At 41.3% G+C, this 20,476-nt stretch carries 20 protein-coding genes; 14 read left to right on the forward strand and 6 right to left on the reverse strand.

Annotated elements, in window-relative coordinates:
- Positions 1-8 precede the first annotated feature (8 nt).
- From RG963_RS03625 to RG963_RS03645, 5 genes are all read right to left on the reverse strand, one after another.
- On the reverse strand, positions 9-443 hold the full coding sequence (locus tag RG963_RS03625; protein ID WP_310574917.1) for a cation diffusion facilitator family transporter: 435 nt from the start codon (positions 441-443) through the stop codon (positions 9-11).
- Positions 444-508: 65 nt separating this feature from the next.
- Positions 509-718, reverse strand: a complete 210-nt coding sequence (locus tag RG963_RS03630; RefSeq protein WP_310574954.1) for a cation transporter — start codon at positions 716-718, stop codon at positions 509-511.
- Positions 719-933: 215 nt separating this feature from the next.
- Positions 934-1,950, reverse strand: a complete 1,017-nt coding sequence (gene fen, locus RG963_RS03635) for a flap endonuclease-1 (protein ID WP_310574918.1) — start codon at positions 1,948-1,950, stop codon at positions 934-936.
- Positions 1,951-2,313: 363 nt separating this feature from the next.
- Positions 2,314-2,616, reverse strand: coding sequence for a hypothetical protein (locus RG963_RS03640; protein WP_310574919.1), 303 nt, complete (start codon positions 2,614-2,616; stop codon positions 2,314-2,316).
- A gap of 512 nt (positions 2,617-3,128) precedes the next feature.
- Entirely contained in the window at positions 3,129-3,452 is a 324-nt protein-coding gene (locus tag RG963_RS03645; protein WP_310574920.1) for a hypothetical protein, read from the reverse strand.
- Between the two features lie 447 nt (positions 3,453-3,899).
- Between RG963_RS03645 and RG963_RS03650 the strand changes: the two genes are divergently transcribed.
- The 11 genes from RG963_RS03650 to RG963_RS03700 all read left to right on the forward strand — a co-directional run bounded on the left by RG963_RS03650 (position 3,900) and on the right by RG963_RS03700 (position 14,827).
- Positions 3,900-4,796, forward strand: coding sequence for a presenilin family intramembrane aspartyl protease PSH (locus RG963_RS03650; RefSeq protein WP_310574921.1), 897 nt, complete (start codon positions 3,900-3,902; stop codon positions 4,794-4,796).
- Positions 4,797-4,941: 145 nt separating this feature from the next.
- Positions 4,942-5,742, forward strand: a complete 801-nt coding sequence (locus RG963_RS03655) for an HAD family hydrolase (protein ID WP_310574922.1) — start codon at positions 4,942-4,944, stop codon at positions 5,740-5,742.
- Between the two features lie 276 nt (positions 5,743-6,018).
- Positions 6,019-7,632 carry a methyl coenzyme M reductase system, component A2 gene (gene atwA / locus RG963_RS03660; RefSeq protein WP_310574923.1) on the forward strand — a complete coding sequence of 538 codons (1,614 nt, stop codon included), beginning with the start codon at positions 6,019-6,021 and terminating at the stop codon, positions 7,630-7,632.
- A 40-nt stretch (positions 7,633-7,672) separates the two neighbouring features.
- Entirely contained in the window at positions 7,673-9,241 is a 1,569-nt protein-coding gene (gene mmp3 / locus RG963_RS03665; RefSeq protein WP_310574955.1) for a methyl-coenzyme M reductase-associated protein Mmp3, read from the forward strand.
- Between the two features lie 288 nt (positions 9,242-9,529).
- The gene (locus tag RG963_RS03670; protein ID WP_310574924.1) at positions 9,530-9,973 is read left to right on the forward strand and encodes a methanogenesis marker 6 protein; all 444 of its coding nucleotides are present in this window, start codon (positions 9,530-9,532) and stop codon (positions 9,971-9,973) included.
- Positions 9,970-10,482, forward strand: coding sequence for a methanogenesis marker 5 protein (locus RG963_RS03675; RefSeq protein WP_310574925.1), 513 nt, complete (start codon positions 9,970-9,972; stop codon positions 10,480-10,482). The genes RG963_RS03670 and RG963_RS03675 overlap by 4 nt, the downstream gene beginning before the upstream one ends.
- Positions 10,479-11,726, forward strand: coding sequence for a methanogenesis marker 15 protein (locus tag RG963_RS03680; RefSeq protein ID WP_310574926.1), 1,248 nt, complete (start codon positions 10,479-10,481; stop codon positions 11,724-11,726). The genes RG963_RS03675 and RG963_RS03680 overlap by 4 nt, the downstream gene beginning before the upstream one ends.
- 7 nt (positions 11,727-11,733) lie before the next feature.
- Complete coding sequence (locus tag RG963_RS03685) at positions 11,734-12,333, forward strand: methanogenesis marker 17 protein (RefSeq protein ID WP_310574927.1); 600 nt, start codon at positions 11,734-11,736, stop codon at positions 12,331-12,333.
- A 1-nt stretch (position 12,334) separates the two neighbouring features.
- On the forward strand, positions 12,335-13,267 hold the full coding sequence (locus RG963_RS03690) for a methanogenesis marker 7 protein (protein WP_310574928.1): 933 nt from the start codon (positions 12,335-12,337) through the stop codon (positions 13,265-13,267).
- 143 nt (positions 13,268-13,410) lie between these two features.
- The gene (locus tag RG963_RS03695) at positions 13,411-13,899 is read left to right on the forward strand and encodes a carboxymuconolactone decarboxylase family protein (protein WP_310574929.1); all 489 of its coding nucleotides are present in this window, start codon (positions 13,411-13,413) and stop codon (positions 13,897-13,899) included.
- Positions 13,900-14,140: 241 nt separating this feature from the next.
- Positions 14,141-14,827, forward strand: a complete 687-nt coding sequence (locus RG963_RS03700) for a matrixin family metalloprotease (RefSeq protein WP_310574930.1) — start codon at positions 14,141-14,143, stop codon at positions 14,825-14,827.
- Positions 14,828-14,852: 25 nt separating this feature from the next.
- Here RG963_RS03700 and RG963_RS03705 read toward each other — a convergent pair whose 3' ends face one another.
- A complete protein-coding gene (locus RG963_RS03705) occupies positions 14,853-15,290 on the reverse strand; it encodes an NUDIX hydrolase (RefSeq protein WP_310574931.1) in 438 nt (145 codons plus the stop codon).
- A gap of 600 nt (positions 15,291-15,890) precedes the next feature.
- On the opposite strand from RG963_RS03705, the gene RG963_RS03710 reads away from it, so the two are divergent.
- The 3 genes from RG963_RS03710 (at position 15,891) to RG963_RS03720 (ending at position 20,305) form a co-directional block, all read left to right on the forward strand.
- The gene (locus RG963_RS03710; protein ID WP_310574932.1) at positions 15,891-17,186 is read left to right on the forward strand and encodes a PKD domain-containing protein; all 1,296 of its coding nucleotides are present in this window, start codon (positions 15,891-15,893) and stop codon (positions 17,184-17,186) included.
- 709 nt (positions 17,187-17,895) lie between these two features.
- The gene (locus tag RG963_RS03715) at positions 17,896-18,366 is read left to right on the forward strand and encodes a hypothetical protein (RefSeq protein WP_310574933.1); all 471 of its coding nucleotides are present in this window, start codon (positions 17,896-17,898) and stop codon (positions 18,364-18,366) included.
- 202 nt (positions 18,367-18,568) lie between these two features.
- Positions 18,569-20,305 carry an aldehyde ferredoxin oxidoreductase family protein gene (locus tag RG963_RS03720; RefSeq protein ID WP_310574934.1) on the forward strand — a complete coding sequence of 579 codons (1,737 nt, stop codon included), beginning with the start codon at positions 18,569-18,571 and terminating at the stop codon, positions 20,303-20,305.
- Positions 20,306-20,476: the final 171 nt, after the last annotated feature.

A 20,476-nucleotide genomic window follows, 5' to 3' on the forward strand; every position in this document is an offset into this window, starting at 1 on the left:
TGTTCATGCTAAAGAAACCTGTGAAATACTTCGTCTGATCCGAGTGGGTTCACATGCACAACTACATTTGAAAGGTAACCCAGTCCATGCATTATTCTGTACCGTACCTCGACGGCAATTGCATGCCCTTCTTCAACAGAAAGCAATGAATCTACCGCAATATTTACTTCCGCATGCAGTCTGTGCTCTAGCCAGCGAACCCTTACTTCAGCCACATCCCTTACCTTTTCTACCCTGGTGGCTACTTGGAGGATTTTGTCAACAATGTCTGGATCTACCCAATCTACTATACAGGAAAATACGGATTTATCCGCATCCCAGCCTACTAGGAGAATTGCAATGGTAATAAGAAGCCCTACCGGAAGGTCTGCAAGCTGATAACCCAGCCAGATCCCAAACACACCCAGAAAAGCGCGGCAAGGCTCGTAAAGCCGTCGGCCCATGCATGGTGTCGGCCACAAAAGCCTGAAAATCGACTCATAGTCAGCAACAGTCGCACTTAAAAAGATTAAGGAGACAATTGACAGACCTGCAAGTCCTTTGCTCTGCCGTAGCCGTAAGTGAAACGTTTATTCGGCTTTTTCCTGGAAAGAAGAAAGGCAAAACCCAGGAAAATTGCGGTTGCGGCGTCCCCAAAATTATAGATTGTATTAGCGGGAAGGTATTCACTTCCCGAGATCCAAAAAACAAGGATTTGAAAAAAAGCTGTTGCTATCAGTCCGGCAAAGGACCACTTGACTGTATATAGTCCCTTGGATGTATAAAGGAGTTAAGGATCCACAATTCCATGAGTATGGACATATGAGTGCTCTTTCTGGAAAGAGTTTGTGCCTGCTTTTGCCAGTCTCAAACCTCTTTGCCGGAATATTTTATGAAAAAATTTGTATAAAGAAGGAATTTAATGTAAAGAGGCAGTTGAACAGAAAAATTCCGTTAAAACCACTGGTCAAGAGTTTTCTGCCTGGCTCCTGAAGCAGCCTTAAGGCGTTCTGCTGCTTTCTCCACCCTGTCAACCGAAAAATCGTGATTGTCACAGAGGAATTCGATGAGCTTTTCGGAATCAGGTTTGCCCCATTTGATTTCGTAGTCGTCCGTTACTTCGGGGTGAATGAAAAATTCTCTTATTTTGTCCACAGCTTCAATCTCTATCCCCTTTTCACGGAGTACGGCATGGATATTTCCATGCTTTTTAATAAGTTTGAGGGCTGTTTTAGGACCTACTTTTTCCAGGCCTTTATTGTAATCCGTGCCCACACAAATAGCAATATCTATAAGCTGCTCCCTGTCAATTCCCAGGGCATTAAGGGTTTCGTCCAGTTCGATTATTTCGGGCTCGACATCAACGTAAACATTCTTTCCTGGAAGCTTTCGTTTTCCTGTGACAGCCAGGTTCCGGATAACTATCGGAGCTCCGAAAAGGAATGAATCGTAGTCCTGAGAAGCAACACAGTTAGCATCTTTTTTGAGAACCATATGTGCAGCCTGTGCTTCCCCTTCAGAGGGAGCTTGAACAAAAGGAATTCCCATAATTTCGAGAAGATATTTGGAATCTTCAACGATTTCCCGGTTTACCTTCGAAGAAGCCTGAGCATACTTAAAAGCAGATTCTAGATCCCCCTCGGCCTGTGAATTCACCCATTTTTCCCGTGCAGATTCCCTTATTTCATTTCTACGGTTCAGAGTATCGGACTTGAGATCAGGAGGTTTGCCGTCAAAAACAAAAAGAGGCTTGATACCGGCTTCAAAAAGGCTCGCTGTTCGGTAGAGCAGGCCTGAGAGGTGGGAGGTTACTCTCCCTCCGGAATCGACCAGGGGACTCCCGTCCCGCTGGCGAATAATGCTCAAAAACTGATGCAACGTGTTAAATGCATCAATAGCAATCACCCTGTTTGCAAGATCTGAAAATTCAACTTTTCTTTTCTGGAGCAGATCGCCTATATCTGTGCCCATGTTTTCCCTCGAGTATCTGAACTTTATCTTAAAGCATCAGTGCTTTCCTTCCTATTCTTTAACCTTTCAACTAGATTCAGTGTAAAACGAATATCAAAGATACTTTACCGCAATACGTGTTATTTACTGAGCAATACGTTTTATATGTACTGGATTTTATGTTTACTACAGGTTCACAGTTATTCAAAAAGATCTTATTGAAGACAGCTACTGCTCAGCAGTAAAAAGATAACCAAACCAATTCAATGTTATGAAGTTTGTACCCGTCCACCTTCCAGAAAGCCAATTAAAGCTATCCGGTAAGGCAGAGAAAAGAGATGAGAACTTAATAAGCTTGACGAGCCTCTACAGATACCTCAAAAATTAGGCGGTAAGATCAAGCCGAACATCGATTACTGAATCTTCATTTGCCTCTATTTTGGATATTGTCAGTAAATTGCCTTTCCTTTCCAGTAACGTCGCTTTCGTGACCTGAACCTGGTGGCCATCTACCTGTTTATTGCTATTGTTTTTATGGACGACCAGGAGCTTCTGTCCCTTCTCAGCCCCTTCTCCTATTTTGGAAACAATATTTCGTATTACCTGTTCAAAATCAGAATAAATCAAAATTTCCGACTTATTTGCAACCTTCTTGATAATGCCAATCGGTTCCAGATTAAGGTGCATATCAGCTTTCCTTCTTTACCTGTTTACACAAGTAATCAAATTATACTAACTCTGAGTAATAATAACTTGCGATACATAATATCTGATCTATTATTTATATAATAGCTTTAATTGCAGATATTCCTCTGTACTACAGAAGAACCAATATATATACTTTACTAGATCATGGAGCCTGCACCTGAAATACCTTAATTGAGTATGAATTAAATTGAAAAAATTAACATATATTACAATGAAACAAAAGGGAAATAATAATAAATTTGGATTCAAAACCGTGTAAAATCAGAATGTCTGTTTGTAAAAATCTCGATTCAATCTTTAATTAATTGATTCTTTCCATGTAGAAAATTCCTGCATTATAAAGAACGTACCGCTAAACTTTTATTAGACTATTAAATTGAAAATTATATTTAATTGTTAGAAAAAAATTTGAATATTCGAACCACAACCTTCCTCAAGGACAAAATACTGAAAATTTCGTGTTTATATAGAAAATAGATTATAAATAAAATTTAATGGTATTTTCGGCGGTTGAATTCGCAAATAGCATTATCAACTTTGCTTGATAGTTCATTCATCCTTTCTTCGATTTTTACTCCCGTACTCTCCATGTTTGCCTTGAGGGTACGGTCCTTTGCTTCCATCTTATCTTCGAACTCCTGAAGCTTGTTGTTAATAGAGATGAGCATAACAGCTAATGTTCCGACCAGAACCATAACCGAAAGAATTATCAGGGGATTTGTGGGTGTGTATTCAAACCTTCTAAGCCACTCAAAGGACAGAAGGAAGGATGACAAAACCATCACAACAAGAAATGTTGTATCTCTAGTCTCCATCGTATACCTCTAACATACCTGTAGAAATTCTTCGCATACATACGATTTCCTTGATATAGCATATTTAAAAATTATTATGTGAGATACCTCTATTAAAGTATTTACTGTTTTTCTATTTTTACTACTTTCCATTTTTGTTCATTTTTTTATACGGATACAATATATAATTATTTGCACAAACTATTTATGTATGTTTTTGCTTCGTTACTTTCTTAAGATTAATCCTACGAAAAGTTAGGCAGTATTTTAAAGAGTATATACCTGAAGCATTGTACCTGAAGCATTGGGCAGGAAAATTATTTAATCAGAAAAGAGGGTGGAAAAAGAAAAAAGATTTTCCTGTGAAGAGAATTATATAATTAATTAGAATAAGTTGAAGATAAAGAATACAGTAAATATATAAAGGAATAAAAAAGGCATACTGTTAAGAATTAAGGAGTTTAGCATTTGAGTTCCAGCGAACAATCAATTAAAGATTATTTACCTATTCTTTCCATGGCAGGATTAATCCTGGTAGTGCAGGTTCTTGCACTATTTTTGTCCGCACCCATGAAAGTTAATGACATGCAGGCTTTTGAAGACCCGACCCAGGTGTCCAATTCCATATATTATATCATAATGATCCTGGTTTTTACCCTATTAGTCCTGATAGCACTAAAGAAAAACATGAAATGGGTAATCAGTCTTTTTATATATATAGCCATAATAAGTACCCTCTATTACGTATTTTTCGCCCTGTTGACCCTCTTTCCCTCTCTTTCGGGGTTTGAAGCAATTGCCTCAGTTCTGCTGTCTATAGGAATAACAGTGCTGCTTTATAAATATCCCGAATGGTATATAGTTGACATTGTGGGAGTTTGTATTGCAGGGGGGGTCGGTGCCCTGATAGGGATTTCCCTTTCAGTTGTCCCTGTAATAGTTCTTCTGTTGCTTCTTGCAGTCTATGATGCTATCTCGGTATACAAAACAAAGCATATGATAGTTATGGCCGAGGGAATAATGGATCTGAAGCTTCCCATTCTGTTCGTAATTCCAAAACATTCGAACTATTCTTTCTTGCAGGAAAGCTTCAAAGAAGGAGAAAAGCGCGAAGCTTTTTTCATGGGACTTGGAGATGCCGTCATGCCTACTCTGCTGGTGGTTTCGGCAAACGTTTTCATGCACAACAATGGAGGAATTTCATATCCTGTAATCGGGGCCATATTAGGTACCCTTGTAGGGCATGCAGTACTTTCTATCCTGGTAATGAGAGGAAAACCGCAAGCAGGTCTCCCCTTCTTGAATTCCGGAGTAATCCTGGGATTTTTTACTGGTGTTCTGCTTTCAGGGGCATCAATAATGTGAAAAAAAACTGACTGACTTACTCAATTTAGTTATTTATATATTTATTTATTTATTTATTTATTTATTTATTTATTTAACCTCACTTTTCTGTTGTATTTACAGGTTTTCGCAAAGATTCTTTTATTTTATAGCTTAATCACTTGATATGTCCAAAAGAATTGCAGTGGTCTTTGACAGTGCCGGAACCCTTCTACATATGTACAGAGTTGCAAAAGAAGCCAGCACAGGAAATATTATTGAAAACATAGAGAGCACTGCCATTGTCTCAAAAAAGATTGGTTGCGGCCTTGTAGCTCTTAATACGGAGAAAGAGACAATCCTGCATTCAAGAAGGGATATGTCTTTATTTGAATTTATAAGGGAGTACAGAGTCCCAATAGGCATAAGCTGTTCAAAAGGAAAGTTTACCCCGGATGTTGCATGTGAGATCATAAAAGGGGCTTCAATCCCGATGGGAGATGTACATGATGTGCTAGAGGCAGTTACATCCCACTGCCCTGACAGCATTTATCTTGCGGCCGGTCTGATAGTCGATTCGGAGGCGAGAAGAATACCATATGTGCTCAGCACTGGAGGACAGGTATTTGATAAGACGCTGCAAACCACCCAGATGCTCCATGCCATAGAGGTGGATATGTACATAGCATCCGGGGATAGAATGTCAGCCCTCATGCAGCTTGCTGAGTTCATAAATATCCCCAGGGAAAGAGTCTTCGCCTTTGCAGATCCCTTTATGAAGGAGAAAGTGGTGCTTGAACTTAAAAGCAGGTATGAGAAAGTAGTTATGGTAGGGGACGGAATTAATGACATCCTGGCGTTCAGGGCAGCAGATATAGGAATAATGACAACGCAACAGGGAGATAAAAGACCAGAAGAACTCAGAAAAGCAGCAGATGTGGTTCTTGACGATATAATAAAAGTTGTGGATGTAGTAAAAGGGCTGTAATCAATTCATAAAATGTAACCAAAGTAATAAAAATAACCAATAATAGCCAGTAAATTCGCCGGATGATCTTGGTTTTTAGATGTTAACAGTGACAAAATAATGCGTTATGTTTATCTAATGTTTACTCTTATCTAGTTGTTGCCCAAATATATGAAATTTATTATTTATGTTAGTGCACATTCACTTAAAAAAATTGCATTTTACTCTTGAGCGAGATGCCCAGGCAGGCAAGAGCCATCAGAAAGTTTTGCAGCTCATAATTGCGGAGGAAAATTCATGCCAGTATTTATTGAAGTTAAAAATCTAACCGTAGATTTTGACGGTCATAAGGCCCTGAAAAACGTAAGCTTAAGCATCAAGGAAGGGGAAATAGTTGGAGTTTTAGGAAAAAGCGGATCCGGGAAAACAATCCTGATGCATGTACTGCGCGGCACCGAATCTTTTGAAAAGATATCAGGTGAAGTAATTTATCATCTGTCCCGCTGCGAGAAGTGCGGATACATAGAGCGCCCCAGTAAAACCGGCCAGCAATGCCCGATCTGTGGAGAAACGCTGGAAGCTTTCGAAGCGGATTTCATCAAACTTTCCCTTTACGACCCGATAAGGAAAGATATCACCAAACGCATTGCAATCATGCTTCAGCGTACCTTTGCCCTTTATGGAGATGAGAGGGTTCTTGTAAACGTTATAAACTCCCTGAATGAAATCGGGTATACGGGAAAAGACTCCATGAAAAAGGCTGTAGAACTGCTGGAAGAAGTAAATCTGAGTCACCGTATGATGCACGTTGCAAGGGAACTTTCAGGGGGAGAAAAACAAAGGGTTGTGCTTGCAAGGCAACTTGTGAGAAATCCGCTACTCCTATTAGCTGACGAGCCCACAGGCACACTTGACCCCATGACTGCAAAGCTGGTTCACGATGCTATGCTTAAGGCAGTGAGGAGTTATAATATGAGCATGATTCTTACTTCTCACTGGCCCGAAGTAATTGAGAAACTGGCAGATAAGGCTATTCTGCTTGAAAATGGGGAAGTAATCCAGGAAGGGGATCCCCTTGAAGTCTCTGCAATCTTTATGCAGAGCGCATCTATGGTGAGGCAGGAAAAGAACGCCATGGTAGGGGAACCTATAATCCGCGTAAGGGACCTCTCAAAACGTTATATCTCAGTAGACCGCGGCGTAGTAAGAGCTGTAGATAAGATCTCTTTTGATGTAAAGGAAGGAGAGATCTTCGGGCTAGTAGGAGTTAGTGGGGCAGGCAAGACTACAACTTCGAAGATTCTTATGGGAATTCTACCACCCACATCCGGAGAAGTTGAAGTTCGAGTAGGAGACGAATGGGTTGACATGACACAGCTGGGAGTGGAAAATAAAGGAAGGGCAACTAAATATATGGGGTTCCTGCACCAAGAATACGGCCTCTACACTCACAGCTCCGTAATAGATAATCTCACCGAATCTATCAGCCTGGATCTGCCTTTTGAACTTGGCGTCAGAAAAGCCATAATAACTCTCAAAGCTGCAGGCTTTGAAGAAGATAAGGCAAAAGCGATTTTACCCAAAATGACCGATGAAATGAGTGAAGGAGAAAGGCATAGGATTGCACTTGCTCAGGTTCTTATCAAGGAGCCCAGAATCGTCATTATGGATGAACCAACAGGAACCATGGATCCGATTACCAAGATATCGGTGACAAATTCAATCCTGAAAGCCAGAGAAGAAATAGGAGAAACATTTGTTGTAGTTTCTCATGACATGGATTTTGTAAACGAGATCTGTGACCGTGTAGCACTTATGCGTGACGGAAAAATTGTAGATCTAGGGAAACCCGAGAAAGTACTCTCCCAGCTCACAGAAGAAGAAAGGCTCAAAGTTACAGAAGAAATATAAATATGCTGCCCCTCTTAGCATGGAAAACTACCAAAATGAGGTGCCGATTACGAGTAATGAGATCAGCGTAGAGGTGAATGGGCAAAAATACACATTGCCTGCAGGCTTTACCCTTGGAGATGCCCTTAAAGTATCCAGAGCCCCCTATATAGCCGGTACAGCGATCGGAATTCTGAAAGAGACCGCTGAGAAAAGAACAGGAACAATCACCGAATACGCTATCAATACCCCCAAAGGTGAATTCAGGATAGAACTAAAAAATCCTGAGTCACCTTCAGGAAAATTATGGGCGGAGAATTTTAAAGAGTACGAAGGGAAATCTGCCCACTGGACAAGCACTGAAGCCCTGGCTTTCGGGCCTTTTGAAGCCGAAATCAAGCCTTTGCGCGGGATGAAGAGCTTTGAAGCGTTTGATGTCCTTTTTGGAGCAGGGGGGTTTGATCCCCTTAATACTCATCTGATATTTTCACGAAAAAGACATACTGCAGAATATGGAGTTCCTGAAGACAGTGTTTTTGCGACAGTTGTGACAGGAAGAAATATTTTGTTCAGGCTTTCTAGAGAGGATACAATTCTGAATATCGAGCCGGTTATAGAATGGGAACAACTCTCTGAAAAAACCTGTACGACTGACCTTTCCATTCCTCTGGAAAATGGAAACGGCATATTCACTTATTTTGAAGTAGAGCTTTCTAGAAATGCTCCCAGAGGAGCAGAACATTTCTATGCCCTGACCCGTGAAGGAACTCTCAACATAGATGTTACTACCAGTTCATTTATTTCGGATGATGGTCTGAAAGGAGAACTCGTCTCTTACGAAAACTTTGATCCGAGAAGAGAAGGTGCCGTTTCGGTCCGAACAGTCGGATACGGGACAGGTAGGATATATATTTCCATAGATGAACGGCCTTCAAGCCTCGTACATTCGGTAGTAGGGCAGGTAACAAAAGGCATTGAACTCCTCAAGCTTGCAGAAAACGGACAGAAACTATCAGTCGAAAGCCTCCCCCCCCAGATGGTTCTTTTGGGACATAGCTTTGAGGAAGTCGAGCCCGTGCTGTCCTCCATAGGAGTGGAACTGGTAAAAGACGGATACACCGGAGAGGATGCAGTAATTGTCAGGCAAGACCCTCCAACGACCCTGGAAATTCTTGGAGAAGCAAAGGTGACCGCCTATGCGGTATCCAGAGCAAAACTCATTGAAATTGAACTTTATCCTGATAAAGCCCCTAAATCGGTGGACTTTTTCCGTCACGCTCTTGAACTTAAGACAAAAACGGTTGGAAAACTGCCTGTCTATATGATATATGATGATACTTACCTCTTCAAAACAGAAAAGGAAGTCGTGAAGTATAGGGAAATCCTTCCCGAAAATACACCCACGGAAAAGGTATTTGCCGGGGAAATAGGAATCACAAACCAGGCAGCAAAAAGGATGGGCATTATAGGAGTCAAACTTGGAGATGACGATATCTTCGGCCCCACCGGAGAAAAGTTTTCCTCAACTAATATTGTCGGCCGGATAGTCGAGCCTGAGAAACTCAGTGATATCAAAGAAGGAGATGCAATATACTTAAGTGAAGTTGCAAATAAAGAAACTGAAAAGTAAAGCTTTAAGACGTGAGATGAATAACTGAGAGCATATATAATAAAAATAATATATAAAATATGTATTATATGTGACCACAGTAATTGGTAAGTAGCAGTAATAAATAGATAGCTAACAGGCAAATTAAAAGCTGTTAAATCAGTTTATTTATACCAGATTAAAAGCAGAATAAAGAAAATTAACTTATTTGTAAATGCTGTTGTTCTTATATAATCTAGATACTTGAGCGGATTCACATTTGTGAATTTATCGCAGGTCAAGTCTCCCGAGACCAAGGAGAGACGAAATATGGCTGAAACAAAAAAAGAAGAGATTACAAAGTACATTGTAATCAGTTCAGATAAAGTACTGCCTTCAGATGCATCTATGAAGATTTATGAATCAGAGTTTCCAGTTACGGTAAAAGAGACATGTTTCGGACTTATAGTAACAGGAGCTAAGGAGGATGTACAGGCAGTGGTCGAAAAAATCCGGCAGCTGGATAAAAACCATATTTTTGTAAAGGATAGGGGATTCCCTGCAGGAGACCAGAGGCGTTGCCGGGCAAGCAGGGGAGGTGGCCCACGGCCTGGGTTCCACTTTTTGAGGGAAGAAGTGAAGATGCTTCCTGCTATAGGGGCTGCACTTGATGAACTGGAAGCAAAGGAATGTATAAAAGAAAAATGCAAGGAGAAAAGCAAGCTTAAAATTTCGGACCTGGAAAAAGTTATTGAAGAGGAGCTTGCGAGGTGAGTTTTTTGGCAAAGGTCTTCATTTACCCTGTAAACAGTCTTATTCTGGCTGACCTGGTTGAGCGCTTCGGGCATAAACCCCTTACTATAATGAACCAGGTAAGAGAGAAAGTTACAAACATCAGCCTGGATTCTCCCCCAATAAATATCACTCCTGAAGATCCTAAAATCGGGCTTCGATATGCTGCAATTGAAGTGCCGGCTGGAGTAAGGGGACGAATGGCCCTGATAGGCCCCCTTATAGAAGAGACAGAAGCTGCAATTATAGTTGAAAATCCACCTACAAACTTTGGCTGTGTGGGCTGTAACCGCACAAATGAGCTGATGAAATATCTGGTCCGCTCAAAAGGTGTCCCTGTACTCGAAGTAAAGTACCCTGAGTTTGATGAGGAAGCCCACGATTTCGTAAACAAAATCGCAACATTTCTGGAGTCATTGCCTAAAGAAAAGTCTGAAGAAGATGAAAAGGCAAAAGAGAAAGAACCGGCAGAAAAGGAGGACAAGAAATGAGTACTGAAGAATCTGGACTTGTCAAGATTGCCCTGGTGTCCTGCGGCTCTGAGTATGCTGGAGTTCAACCCGAATTTGAAGCTGCCGCATCCAAAGTGAATGCAAAATTTGTTTACCCTGAAATTGACATTGCATCTATAGATACTATAGGCAGGGATTTCGGACTTGAGGTTGCAAGCGGAGACCTGAGGCTCATGATGGCGCGGGCAAAGGCTGTCGTTGAAGGCACAACCAGTGTAGACGGAGTTTTTATTACCACCTGCTTCCGCTGTGCCGAAGGGGCTATTGTCCGAAATGAGGTCCGAAGATACATACACAAGCACTCGAAAATTCCGGTAATTAGCTATTCATTTACCGAAAGCACCAGTGCAGCCACCCTGCTCACTCGCCTGGAAGCCCTGACTACAATTGCCAGGCACAGGCATCTACTTGCAAGAGAAGTCCAGACAGGACTTACTGCGGGAATAGATTCGGGATCAACAACCACAAAAGCAGTTGTCATGAGGGACAACAAAATAATAGGCAAAGGTTGGGTACCCACAACAAAAGTCCTTGAAAGCGCAGAAGAAGCATATTCTCTTGCCCTGAAAGAAGCCGGCGTCTCCAGGGAAGAAGTCCAGGCGCTGGGCACTACCGGATATGGACGCTTCCTTGTAGGGAACCATTTAAAAGCCCAGCTTATCCAGGAAGAAATCACCGTCAACTCAAAGGGTGCTGTATATCTTGCAAACAAGCAGAAAGGCCCTGCAACTGTTATTGACATAGGCGGTATGGACAACAAGGCAATCTCGGTTGAAGACGGAATTCCCGGAATGTTTACAATGGGTGGGATCTGTGCCGGAGCCTCAGGGCGTTTCTTTGAGATGATCTCAAAACGTCTTGGCATAGATATTACAGAGCTTGGAGCTCTGGCAGTCAAAGGCATACACGAAAATGTGTCTATGAACAGCTACTGCATAGTCTTCGGAACCCAATCCCTTGTAAATTCCCTTGCAAAAGGAGCTACTCCTGAAGATGTAGCGGCTGCTGCTTGTTATAGTGTGGTAGAACAGATCTACGAACAGCAGTTGCAGGAAGTAGATGTAAAAGAGCCGCTGATTCTTGTGGGGGGGTCTTCCCTAATTGCAGGAGTTCCAAAAGCCCTGGGGCAACTTCTCAAGATCGACGTCCTGGTGCCCGAAAACTCCCACATGATAGGGGCAGTAGGAGCAGCTCTGCTTGCTTCAGGCTTTGTTGAGGAGTGAGGAAAAGATGGATTCGCTTGAGATCTTTGAAGTCGAGTCTGCAATTGCTTCGGAGCAGGAGTTTTATAGGAAAATTATCGAGGACAACCTTGCAAGTCTCAAGCTTGCACCTGCCATAGGGAGAATAAAAGTGGTGCTTAGACCTGAAGATTCTCTTTTCCAGATGGCAATTGTCCTCAGGGATGTGGGCACAAGAGTTACAACAATTGATATTGCCGACGTGGATGCTAAACCGGTTGCCGGTGAGATAATAATTTTGATTAAAAAAGAACAATATATTCCAGAGTTACTGGGAAAACTATGGGATCGTTACGGGAAAGCAAACATCAGCCAGCCGGATCGCTGGACTGTGTCCATAAGCACGGATAGGCCAGAGGAAGAAGCGGCTTTTCTTAAAGAGATGATGGTTGCAGATCCCAGGCATAGACTTCACGAAAACCTTGTTGATTTTGCGATCCGTGTCACTCCAGAGGGTTTCAGGGTCCGCTATCACCTGTATAAAGATAACCGCTTTATTTTTGTAGCATCCGAGGAAGCATTAAAACATGAATGGATCGAAGAGGCAGGGACAATGCTCGAAGAATTGATGGAAGGAGGGAAAAATTAAGATGGCCGTACTCCGACCCTATCTTTACACAGGCGGTGTCCACAAGCATGGACTTTTAATTGAACTGCTGGAAGACCTGGGAGGCTACATAATCCAGAAAGTGATTACGGGGACTGAAGTCAACCTCATAATGCTTGTCCCTGAAAAAGATGTCCCGATAGTAAAAAAACAATCTGATGAACTGCTTGGGATTATTATAGAGGCTCCCCTTACTGGAGTTGAGATCGCAGTTGTTTCGCCAACCCTTGCCTCTCACCACCTTCCGCATTCGGCATGTGATGTAGCAGAATATCTCCGCCACCCCGGCGCTAACACAAACATGATAGGACTTGCAAGAGGAATGGGGCGCAGAGTATCCCTATCCATGGATTACGAAAGGAAACTTATCAATGAACATGATATTGCAGTTTTCACATTCGGATCATTCAGTGACTGCATAATAAACAAGAAGCCAAAGCTCTTCGAGGGCATAGAAATACCGATCGTAGTTACAGGCGGGCCTGACCTGAAAACCGAGGAAGTTTCCGGAGCAGACCTCTACGTTGGAAATATCGGAAGAACCTCTCACAGGTTAAGGAAAACAGAAGAGGTTAGCGCCCTTGACAAACTTAATGAAGAAGTTGGAAAGATTGCTGATAATATTCGTAAACAGCAGGCAAAAGACCCTCTCGCAGTGCTTCCTGCCAGAGCTATGAAGGAGATTGAAAACCAGGTCCCTGAAATCCGAACTGTGCTTTCGCCTGCCCCACTTACCCTCCAGCTTAACGGGCTCAGGGTCAAACTGCCTTATGATGAATTCCATGAAAGACTTGAAAAGCTGGAATTTGATGAGGGAGTCACACTTTCCGAGCTTGCAAATATTTCCAGATCAAAAATGAAAAATTATATATTGATAAAAATCAAATCTAAGTCTGACGTTGGTTTTGCAATTTGACCCGGATTCTGTTGCGTTAAGAGTTATCAACTTTACATTTTTACTGGGTTTGTGTCTTTTCACTTATCCTTTAAACTGTAAAGCCTGACCCGGAAAACGGCGTCTGAGCCTCTTTCCACGTTAATATATGCTGGTGGTTTCGTATGGAACTTGAGGATATTGTGGAAATTTTGAAAAAGGACCCTGAGAGAGCGGTTCCTGAGCTCCTTGAGGATGTTCGGAAGCAGTATGGTGAAGTTCCCTATATTATGAACTTCATGAAAGACCTTCCGGAAATTTTCATCCCGAAAACACTTTATGATAACTCCATAATGAGGGAATTCAAGAAACTCGACCCGGAAACAGTGGAACTTATTTCTATAGGCGTGGCTTCTGCCCTTCGCTGCGAGCATTGCCTGAAAATGCATATCAGAGTCGCAAAAAGAAGAGGGATAAAGAAAGAAAAAATATTTTATGCTATTATGATAGCAGCATCCATTTCGAATGCCGCAGTGCTTGCCGAAAGTACAAGGGCTCTTGCATCCGAATTCCCGGGTGATGGAAATGGTGAAGAGGAAGAAATAAGAAAAGAAGAAAACTGCTGTGATCCGAACTGTGAGATATGCGATATCTCCAGAGCTACTATTAAATAAAGAAGTTCAGTAAATATATCAGTTCGATTTTTGTGAATTCTGTAAATTAAGTTTATCAGGACTTAATTTAATTTTTCGAAAAATAATTTTCTCTGGCCGAAAGTTAATATAAATATAATCCATCAATATGTTCGGGACTTCTTCAACAGAATTTATATGAGATATAAAGTACTGTTACATTAGGTTTTAAGGGCCAAACGATTAGTTATTATGGAGGCCGGTTTATATTAATAGGAACATTATGTATAAAATAAGGTTGTTCTTTGTGCTGTTACTGCTGGCACTGATTTTACCCACCGTTTCGGCCGCATCTGAAGCAAATCCAGAAAGGCTTTTAGACCATCCGTGGGATCATTCTCCTATCACAGTATACATAGACAAAGATGTACCTGAACACTACAGTCCCACCTATTACACACAGATTGAAAAGGCTCTGGAATACTGGGAAGAAGGGGGAAACGGTAAGCTTGAATATACTCCTGTTTTTGAACTTGTTGATTCAAAAGAAGCTGATATCAATATCAGATGGGTCGAAAACCTGGAAAATATCGAAGGCGTTCCCTCAGGCGTTGCAGGCTATGCAAGCCCCAGCGTAGCAGATGGGCGATTTGTAAGAGTAAATATAGTGCTTGAGGCAGGAAACTACCAGGGGAAAGCCTGGCGCCAGTACGGCGATGCTACAATTCTTTCTATTACAAAGCACGAATTGGGGCACGCTCTGGGATTGGGGCACAGCAGCGACAGGCGAGACATTATGTATCCGGAATACGAGCAGAGAGACAATATAAATCCTATACTGCTGAGCAAATACGGAACCCTTCTGCGTGTGGCAGCTTTTGCAGCTCTGGTAATCCTCCTGTTTCTCGGGGTAAGCTGGCAATACAGCAGAAAAAAAAGGAAAACACTTGAGGATAAGTATTTCAAGTAAAAAATTTACACACCGTAAATCCGGATTAAATAGGCGACTCTGAAGGCTTTTTATTCTCTGTGACGAACCTTTTAAAGAAATCTTTGAAATAAACAGGAAGGGTGTCCATTCCCAGAATGCTATCAAGCGAGGTCCACGCATATTCCATATGTTCGTAGCTCAACTTTACATCAGCAATAAAGTACCCGCCATCATATACTATTGCGATCACCTTTTTTTCCGGAAGCTCAAAGGTAACATACCCTGCAATTTCCCCGGGGACAATTGAAATCCCGGTTTCCTCCCAGACCTCCCTAACGACAGCGTCTTGGAGGGTCTCTCCAGGGGCAAGTTTCCCCCCCGGCAGGTCCCATTTGCCCGGGTTAGTATGAGAGTTTTCCGAGCGCCTGAGAAGCAGGAATTTGCCTTTCTCATCCCGGAGAATGGCATATACGGAAATGATATAAGATTTCTCCAGATTCATACAATAATATGTGAGATTTCCCTGTCTTAAAGGCTGGCTCTTTTAAGATATTCAGAAAATGCCGCCTTAAAAGCATCTTTCAATATGCACCTTTTAAGGAGTAGCAGAGTTGCCTCAAAATTAAATAGACTGAAGCAATAAAAAAATGGCTCGAAAAAAGACACATAGAAGAAAGAATCAATAGAGAAAAAGTATCCTCTTCAAATTCAATGGAGAATTTTCCAACTCGAAAACTATTCAACAAATTTACCACATAGTTATAAAGTTAAATGTGTCGTTTGAAGCTGTTTATTAAACTTAATTAAATTTTTAGTTTTTTAGCAAATACATGAAATTTACTTTTACCCATACAATTTGAAGAGGATACGAGAAAAACAATAATCATAAAAGGTCGACAAAAAGGTCACTATTTATTAATTTTTAAAGACGGTAATAAAATACTACGTAATAAACTATTCTATATTAGCCCGAATAGGAAGACATATCTTCTTTTTTACTGATGTCTTTTTAGAGTTGGACTAAACACTCACTTTTCCAAGGATTCATGGAGTCAAATTCAGGTTTAAAGAATTCCTTTTTGAATTAAGGAGGCAAAATAAAATGAAAATTAACAAACGCCTGACAGTTTGGTTTGGAGCATTTTTTGTTTTTTTGATCATGACTATAGGGAATGGAGTTGCAGATCCGGCACAGGGCACGGAAACCCGGATAACCACCAATGAGTCAGCTCAGTCGAACCCTGATATCTACAAAAACCTGATCGTGTGGCAGGATGAACGCAATGGAGATGAAAACACAGATATCTACATGTACGACTTATCCACCTCAAAGGAAACCCGAATCACCAAAAGCGGATCAGCGATGGATCCTGCTATCTATGGCAACAGGATTGTGTGGATGGATGGTCGCAATGGAGGAAGCTTAGATGCAGATAGCTGGCCTGTTGGAAACTGGGATATCTACATGTATGACCTTTCCACCTCCACTGAATACCAGATAACAACTAATGAGTTAATGCAGAAAAATCCTGATATCTATGGTGACAGGGTCGTGTGGACAGATGAGCGCAATGGAAACTCAGATATCTACATGCAAAATCTTTCCACTTCCAAGCAAATTCGGATCACCACCAATGCATCAGAGCAGTATCATCCTAAAATTTACAGTAACACTATAGTGTGGGAAGATTTGCGCAATGGAAACGACGAAAATTTCAACTACGATATCTACATGTACGACCTCTCCACTTCCACGGAAACCGGGATCGTTACAAATGAATTTTATCGGGAGCATACTGGTAATATCTACGGTAAAAAGATCGTGTATACGACTGAACCAGCAGGTGATCTTGTCTGGATGCATGACCTCTCTACTTCACAAGACACTTTGATCGCCGCCGATGCGTGGGGCCCGGATATCTACGGGGATAGGATAGTGTATCATGGAGGAGGAACCGGGATGCCGATGCGTATGTACAATATCTCCACTTCCACGGAAACTGAGATAACCACCGACGATACAGGAACGAGTCCTGCTATCTACGGGAACAGAATTGTGTGGGCTGATGACCGCAATGAAAACTACGATATCTACATGTTCACACTCAGTTCAAGCTTTCCGGTTGCTGCATTCTCTGCATCCCCATCTTCAGGAAAAGCTCCATTGAAAGTAACATTTACTGACAAAAGTACAGCCTCGCCGACTAAATGGAGATGGAATTTTGGAGACGGAACAAAGTCATCAGTCAAGAATCCCAAACATACGTATTCAAAAACCGGAAACTATACGGTGTCACTTACAGCAACCAATTCTGCAGGCAGTAATACAACGACAAAAACAAATTACATAAAAGTGACCACAAATACAAGACCGGGTATATACTCAAAAAGCAAATAAACCTTTATTAAAAAACAGATAAAAACTTCAAGGATAATGGGTAGTGGGGGAAGTTATTTATCAGATATGACAGAACGAACACTTTCTTTTTATTCCGATTTGAGAGTGATTCTCCTGTTTTTTCAATAAGTCCCCCCACGATTTAATTTTTGACTCTTTTTAGTTCATTTGAAATTCTCAAGACCTCACTTTTACTTTTCTTGTGCCGAAACACCTTGATATTTCTATTTGGATTCGATTTGATCCAGCTCTAGTCTTAGAAGAATCATTTCAATAGAAGAATTTGAAAAATCAAGAGAAGGAAAGAATGTTTAAAAACAAATAGAAAGTATTAAGACTAACATTTTTCAAATGAGAAATAAGTACGGGAAGAAGTGATAAAAAATAAGGAAAAGTCGCATTCAAGAGCCGTATCTTCAATATACTTAGTTTTATTTGTTTAATTTACATTTTGTCAACTTCATTGGTATCTTCTGTACAAAGTGATTCTTCAACAATTACTGAAACTCAATTACCAACAAGAAATCAGGCCGCTGGGGTCGATGTACACAATGGCAGGATAATGTACGGATAAATGAAATAAAAGCCAGGTATCTACCAAGAGACAACAACCCTGGAAAGCATCTACAAGAAGGTAACAGGTGAAGTGAGGGCCCGCACAGCCATAATAAGGATTTATTATGAAGCAATCACTACGGAGATGAATTAATTGGATGAAGGATTAGCATTTGCTCTAATAATCCCAATATTTTTTATATTGATACCCATTAGTATCTCGTTTGTTATTTTATACGCAATCTTAAGAGATAAAAAACTAAGTATTGCGGGGTCAATTATTGGACTGCCACTTGCTTTCGGGATTGCATATGCCATCCCTATTAGTGACGGAGAGGGCATTATATGGTATCTTATGAATATAGATCTAGTGGCAGGGTCACCTTTTGCTCCTTATATAATGGCTATTTTTTTTGGTATGTTTACGGCGTTTATGGGACTAATTGCCACAAAGATAATGGTTCGCGTCCCCAATTTATTGAAAAAGAACTTAGAGGCACTACAGGGAAATGAAGCGGAAGTTAATTCCAAGAAGAAATTGGATAATTTATGGATATTTATATTTGTCATCGTAGCTGCATATCTTTTCTATACATTCATTCTGCCTATATTTTTCAATATTTAAGTTCATTTAGACTTCTTAAGCTATCTGTGATATTTATATTCACAAGAGATTTTGAAGGGTCTGTTGAATTCGTATCTTTCCGACTCATTTCTTTTGACAAACGATCTCAAGTTAAAGGTTTTCTTCAGAAGACCGATGCCAGAAAAGTATAAAAATAAAGAGTTAAAAAATTAAATAGGAAAAGAAAAAAAGAGGATTGAATGTGAATGGATGGACAGGAAAAACAGTATATTTAGACCTTAGCTCCGAATCAGTTAATGTTATCAAGACTGATGAAAAGTTAATCCGCAGTTATCTCGGTGGTAGAGGACTTGGGGTAAAATTGCTTTCCGGGCTTGCATATCCTGATATAAACCCTCTTGGTCCCGAGAATCCTCTGATCTTCACGTCCGGGCTGCTTACAGGCCTTGCACCTATGGCTTCAGGAGCAGTTCTTACATCAAAGTCTCCTCTGACAGGCACAATATTCAGCTGGAACGCAAGCGGAGGCTTCGGGAGAGAACTGAAGAAAACTGAGATTGATGCTCTGATTATTACAGGAAAAGCAAAAAAACCTTCTTATGTAGAGGTTAGGGAAGGAGGCGTCGAAATTGTGCCTGCAGAAGGGCTCTGGGGAAAGAATGTCAGAACCTGTACTGAAATTCTCAAAAGCAGAGGAAGCATAGCCTGCATAGGCAGGGCAGGAGAAAAACAGGTTCTGATTTCATCTTTTGTCATTGATTCCATCCACAGTGGGAGAGGAGGGTTAGGAGCGGTTGCAGGCTCAAAGATGCTGAAGGCTGTAGTTGTGAAAGGAGAAAAAGAACTTCTACCTGCCAATTCTGAGATATTCGGAGAACTTAACACAAAAATATTGAAGCTTTTCGACGCAAGCCCTATGCTCTCAAAAGGACTTCAAAACTACGGTACACCTGCGCTTGTAAAACTGCTGGATTACATGAATCTCATTCCAAGCAGGAACTTTTCCGGAAGAGGAACTTCTTTTGCAAATCTGTTTTCAGGAGAACGTATCAAAGCCAGTTTTGATCTTGAAAAAGAAAGCTGCCCTGCCTGTCCGCTGGGCTGCAAAAAGAGAATTAAAAAGACAGGGCAGATTTTGCCTGACTATGATTCCCTCTGGGCTTTCGGGTTTAACCTTGAGAACCCTGATTTCGCTTCAGTACTCAATGCTGACAGGATATGCAAGGACTATGGGATTGACCCTATTTCTGCAGGTTCGATTATTGGCGCGTGCGCAGAACTCAAATCCGAGATAATCGAAGCTTATGAGCTGGAATCTTTGCTTTTGGAAATTGGGGAAGGCTCAGAAATTGAGGGAGGAGGCAAACCCGGAAATGGAGCCAGGAAATATCTTTCAGGCAGGGGGAGAGAAGAGCTGAGCATGGATGTAAAGGGTCTCGAGCTTGGAGGCTTTGATCCGAGAGGGATCAGGGGGCAGGCCCTGGCTTATGCTACATCCAGCCACGGCGGAGATTACCTGACTGCTTTCATGGTTGGACCCGAGATTCTTGGAAAGCCCGTTAGTCTTGACCGCCTGAGCCTTAAAGGAAAAGCAGGTATCCTCCAGGTCTTTGAAAACATAGCTGCAGTACTGGATTCTCTTGTGTTCTGCCCGTTCTCGGTCTTTGCCCTCAATGAAGAACTCTGTTCAGCTCTTTTGCTTTCGGCTACAGGTATAGAAATATCGCCTGCGGAACTCCTGAAAATAGGAGAAAGAATCTATAACCTTGAAAGAACTTATAATCTGAAAGCAGGTTTCACCTGGAAAGACGACACACTTCCGGAAAGACTGTTTGAAAATGAGGAAGAAATCGAAGGATACGGGCTTCCCGGAAAGGAGTTTGAAGCCGCGATTCAGGAATATTATCATTACCGTGGTTGGGATGAAAAAGGGGTGCCTCTGTTAGAGAAGTTGAAAGAACTTGAGCTCAGCTGTTAAAGAAAAAACAGAAAAGAATTCCAGGAGCTTTTACTATATCACTAACTCCACATAGAAGATAGAAATCTTATAAAGTAAAGTATTTTCTCTATGAAATCCAATATTTCCTTTAACTCATGGATTTTTTTCTGGATGTTTTAGGCATTTTTCCCTGAAATCCGGTATAAAGAC

This window comes from Methanosarcina baikalica (assembly GCF_031461075.1).
Taxonomy (GTDB): Archaea; Halobacteriota; Methanosarcinia; order Methanosarcinales; family Methanosarcinaceae; genus Methanosarcina; species Methanosarcina baikalica.

What these genes read in the sequence shown, in the direction of transcription:
- fen (WP_310574918.1), bottom strand. Translation starts at nt 1,950, where the DNA reads ATGGGCACAGATATAGGCGATCTGCTCCAGAAAAGAAAAGTTGAATTT.
- RG963_RS03625 (WP_310574917.1), bottom strand. Translation starts at nt 443, where the DNA reads ATGGGCCGACGGCTTTACGAGCCTTGCCGCGCTTTTCTGGGTGTGTTT.
- RG963_RS03705 (WP_310574931.1), bottom strand. Translation starts at nt 15,290, where the DNA reads ATGAATCTGGAGAAATCTTATATCATTTCCGTATATGCCATTCTCCGG.
- RG963_RS03680 (WP_310574926.1), top strand. Translation starts at nt 10,479, where the DNA reads ATGAGTACTGAAGAATCTGGACTTGTCAAGATTGCCCTGGTGTCCTGC.
- RG963_RS03700 (WP_310574930.1), top strand. Translation starts at nt 14,141, where the DNA reads ATGTATAAAATAAGGTTGTTCTTTGTGCTGTTACTGCTGGCACTGATT.
- RG963_RS03690 (WP_310574928.1), top strand. Translation starts at nt 12,335, where the DNA reads ATGGCCGTACTCCGACCCTATCTTTACACAGGCGGTGTCCACAAGCAT.
- atwA (WP_310574923.1), top strand. Translation starts at nt 6,019, where the DNA reads ATGCCAGTATTTATTGAAGTTAAAAATCTAACCGTAGATTTTGACGGT.
- RG963_RS03645 (WP_310574920.1), bottom strand. Translation starts at nt 3,452, where the DNA reads ATGGAGACTAGAGATACAACATTTCTTGTTGTGATGGTTTTGTCATCC.
- RG963_RS03710 (WP_310574932.1), top strand. Translation starts at nt 15,891, where the DNA reads ATGAAAATTAACAAACGCCTGACAGTTTGGTTTGGAGCATTTTTTGTT.
- RG963_RS03655 (WP_310574922.1), top strand. Translation starts at nt 4,942, where the DNA reads ATGTCCAAAAGAATTGCAGTGGTCTTTGACAGTGCCGGAACCCTTCTA.
- RG963_RS03695 (WP_310574929.1), top strand. Translation starts at nt 13,411, where the DNA reads ATGGAACTTGAGGATATTGTGGAAATTTTGAAAAAGGACCCTGAGAGA.
- RG963_RS03685 (WP_310574927.1), top strand. Translation starts at nt 11,734, where the DNA reads ATGGATTCGCTTGAGATCTTTGAAGTCGAGTCTGCAATTGCTTCGGAG.
- RG963_RS03670 (WP_310574924.1), top strand. Translation starts at nt 9,530, where the DNA reads ATGGCTGAAACAAAAAAAGAAGAGATTACAAAGTACATTGTAATCAGT.
- RG963_RS03640 (WP_310574919.1), bottom strand. Translation starts at nt 2,616, where the DNA reads ATGCACCTTAATCTGGAACCGATTGGCATTATCAAGAAGGTTGCAAAT.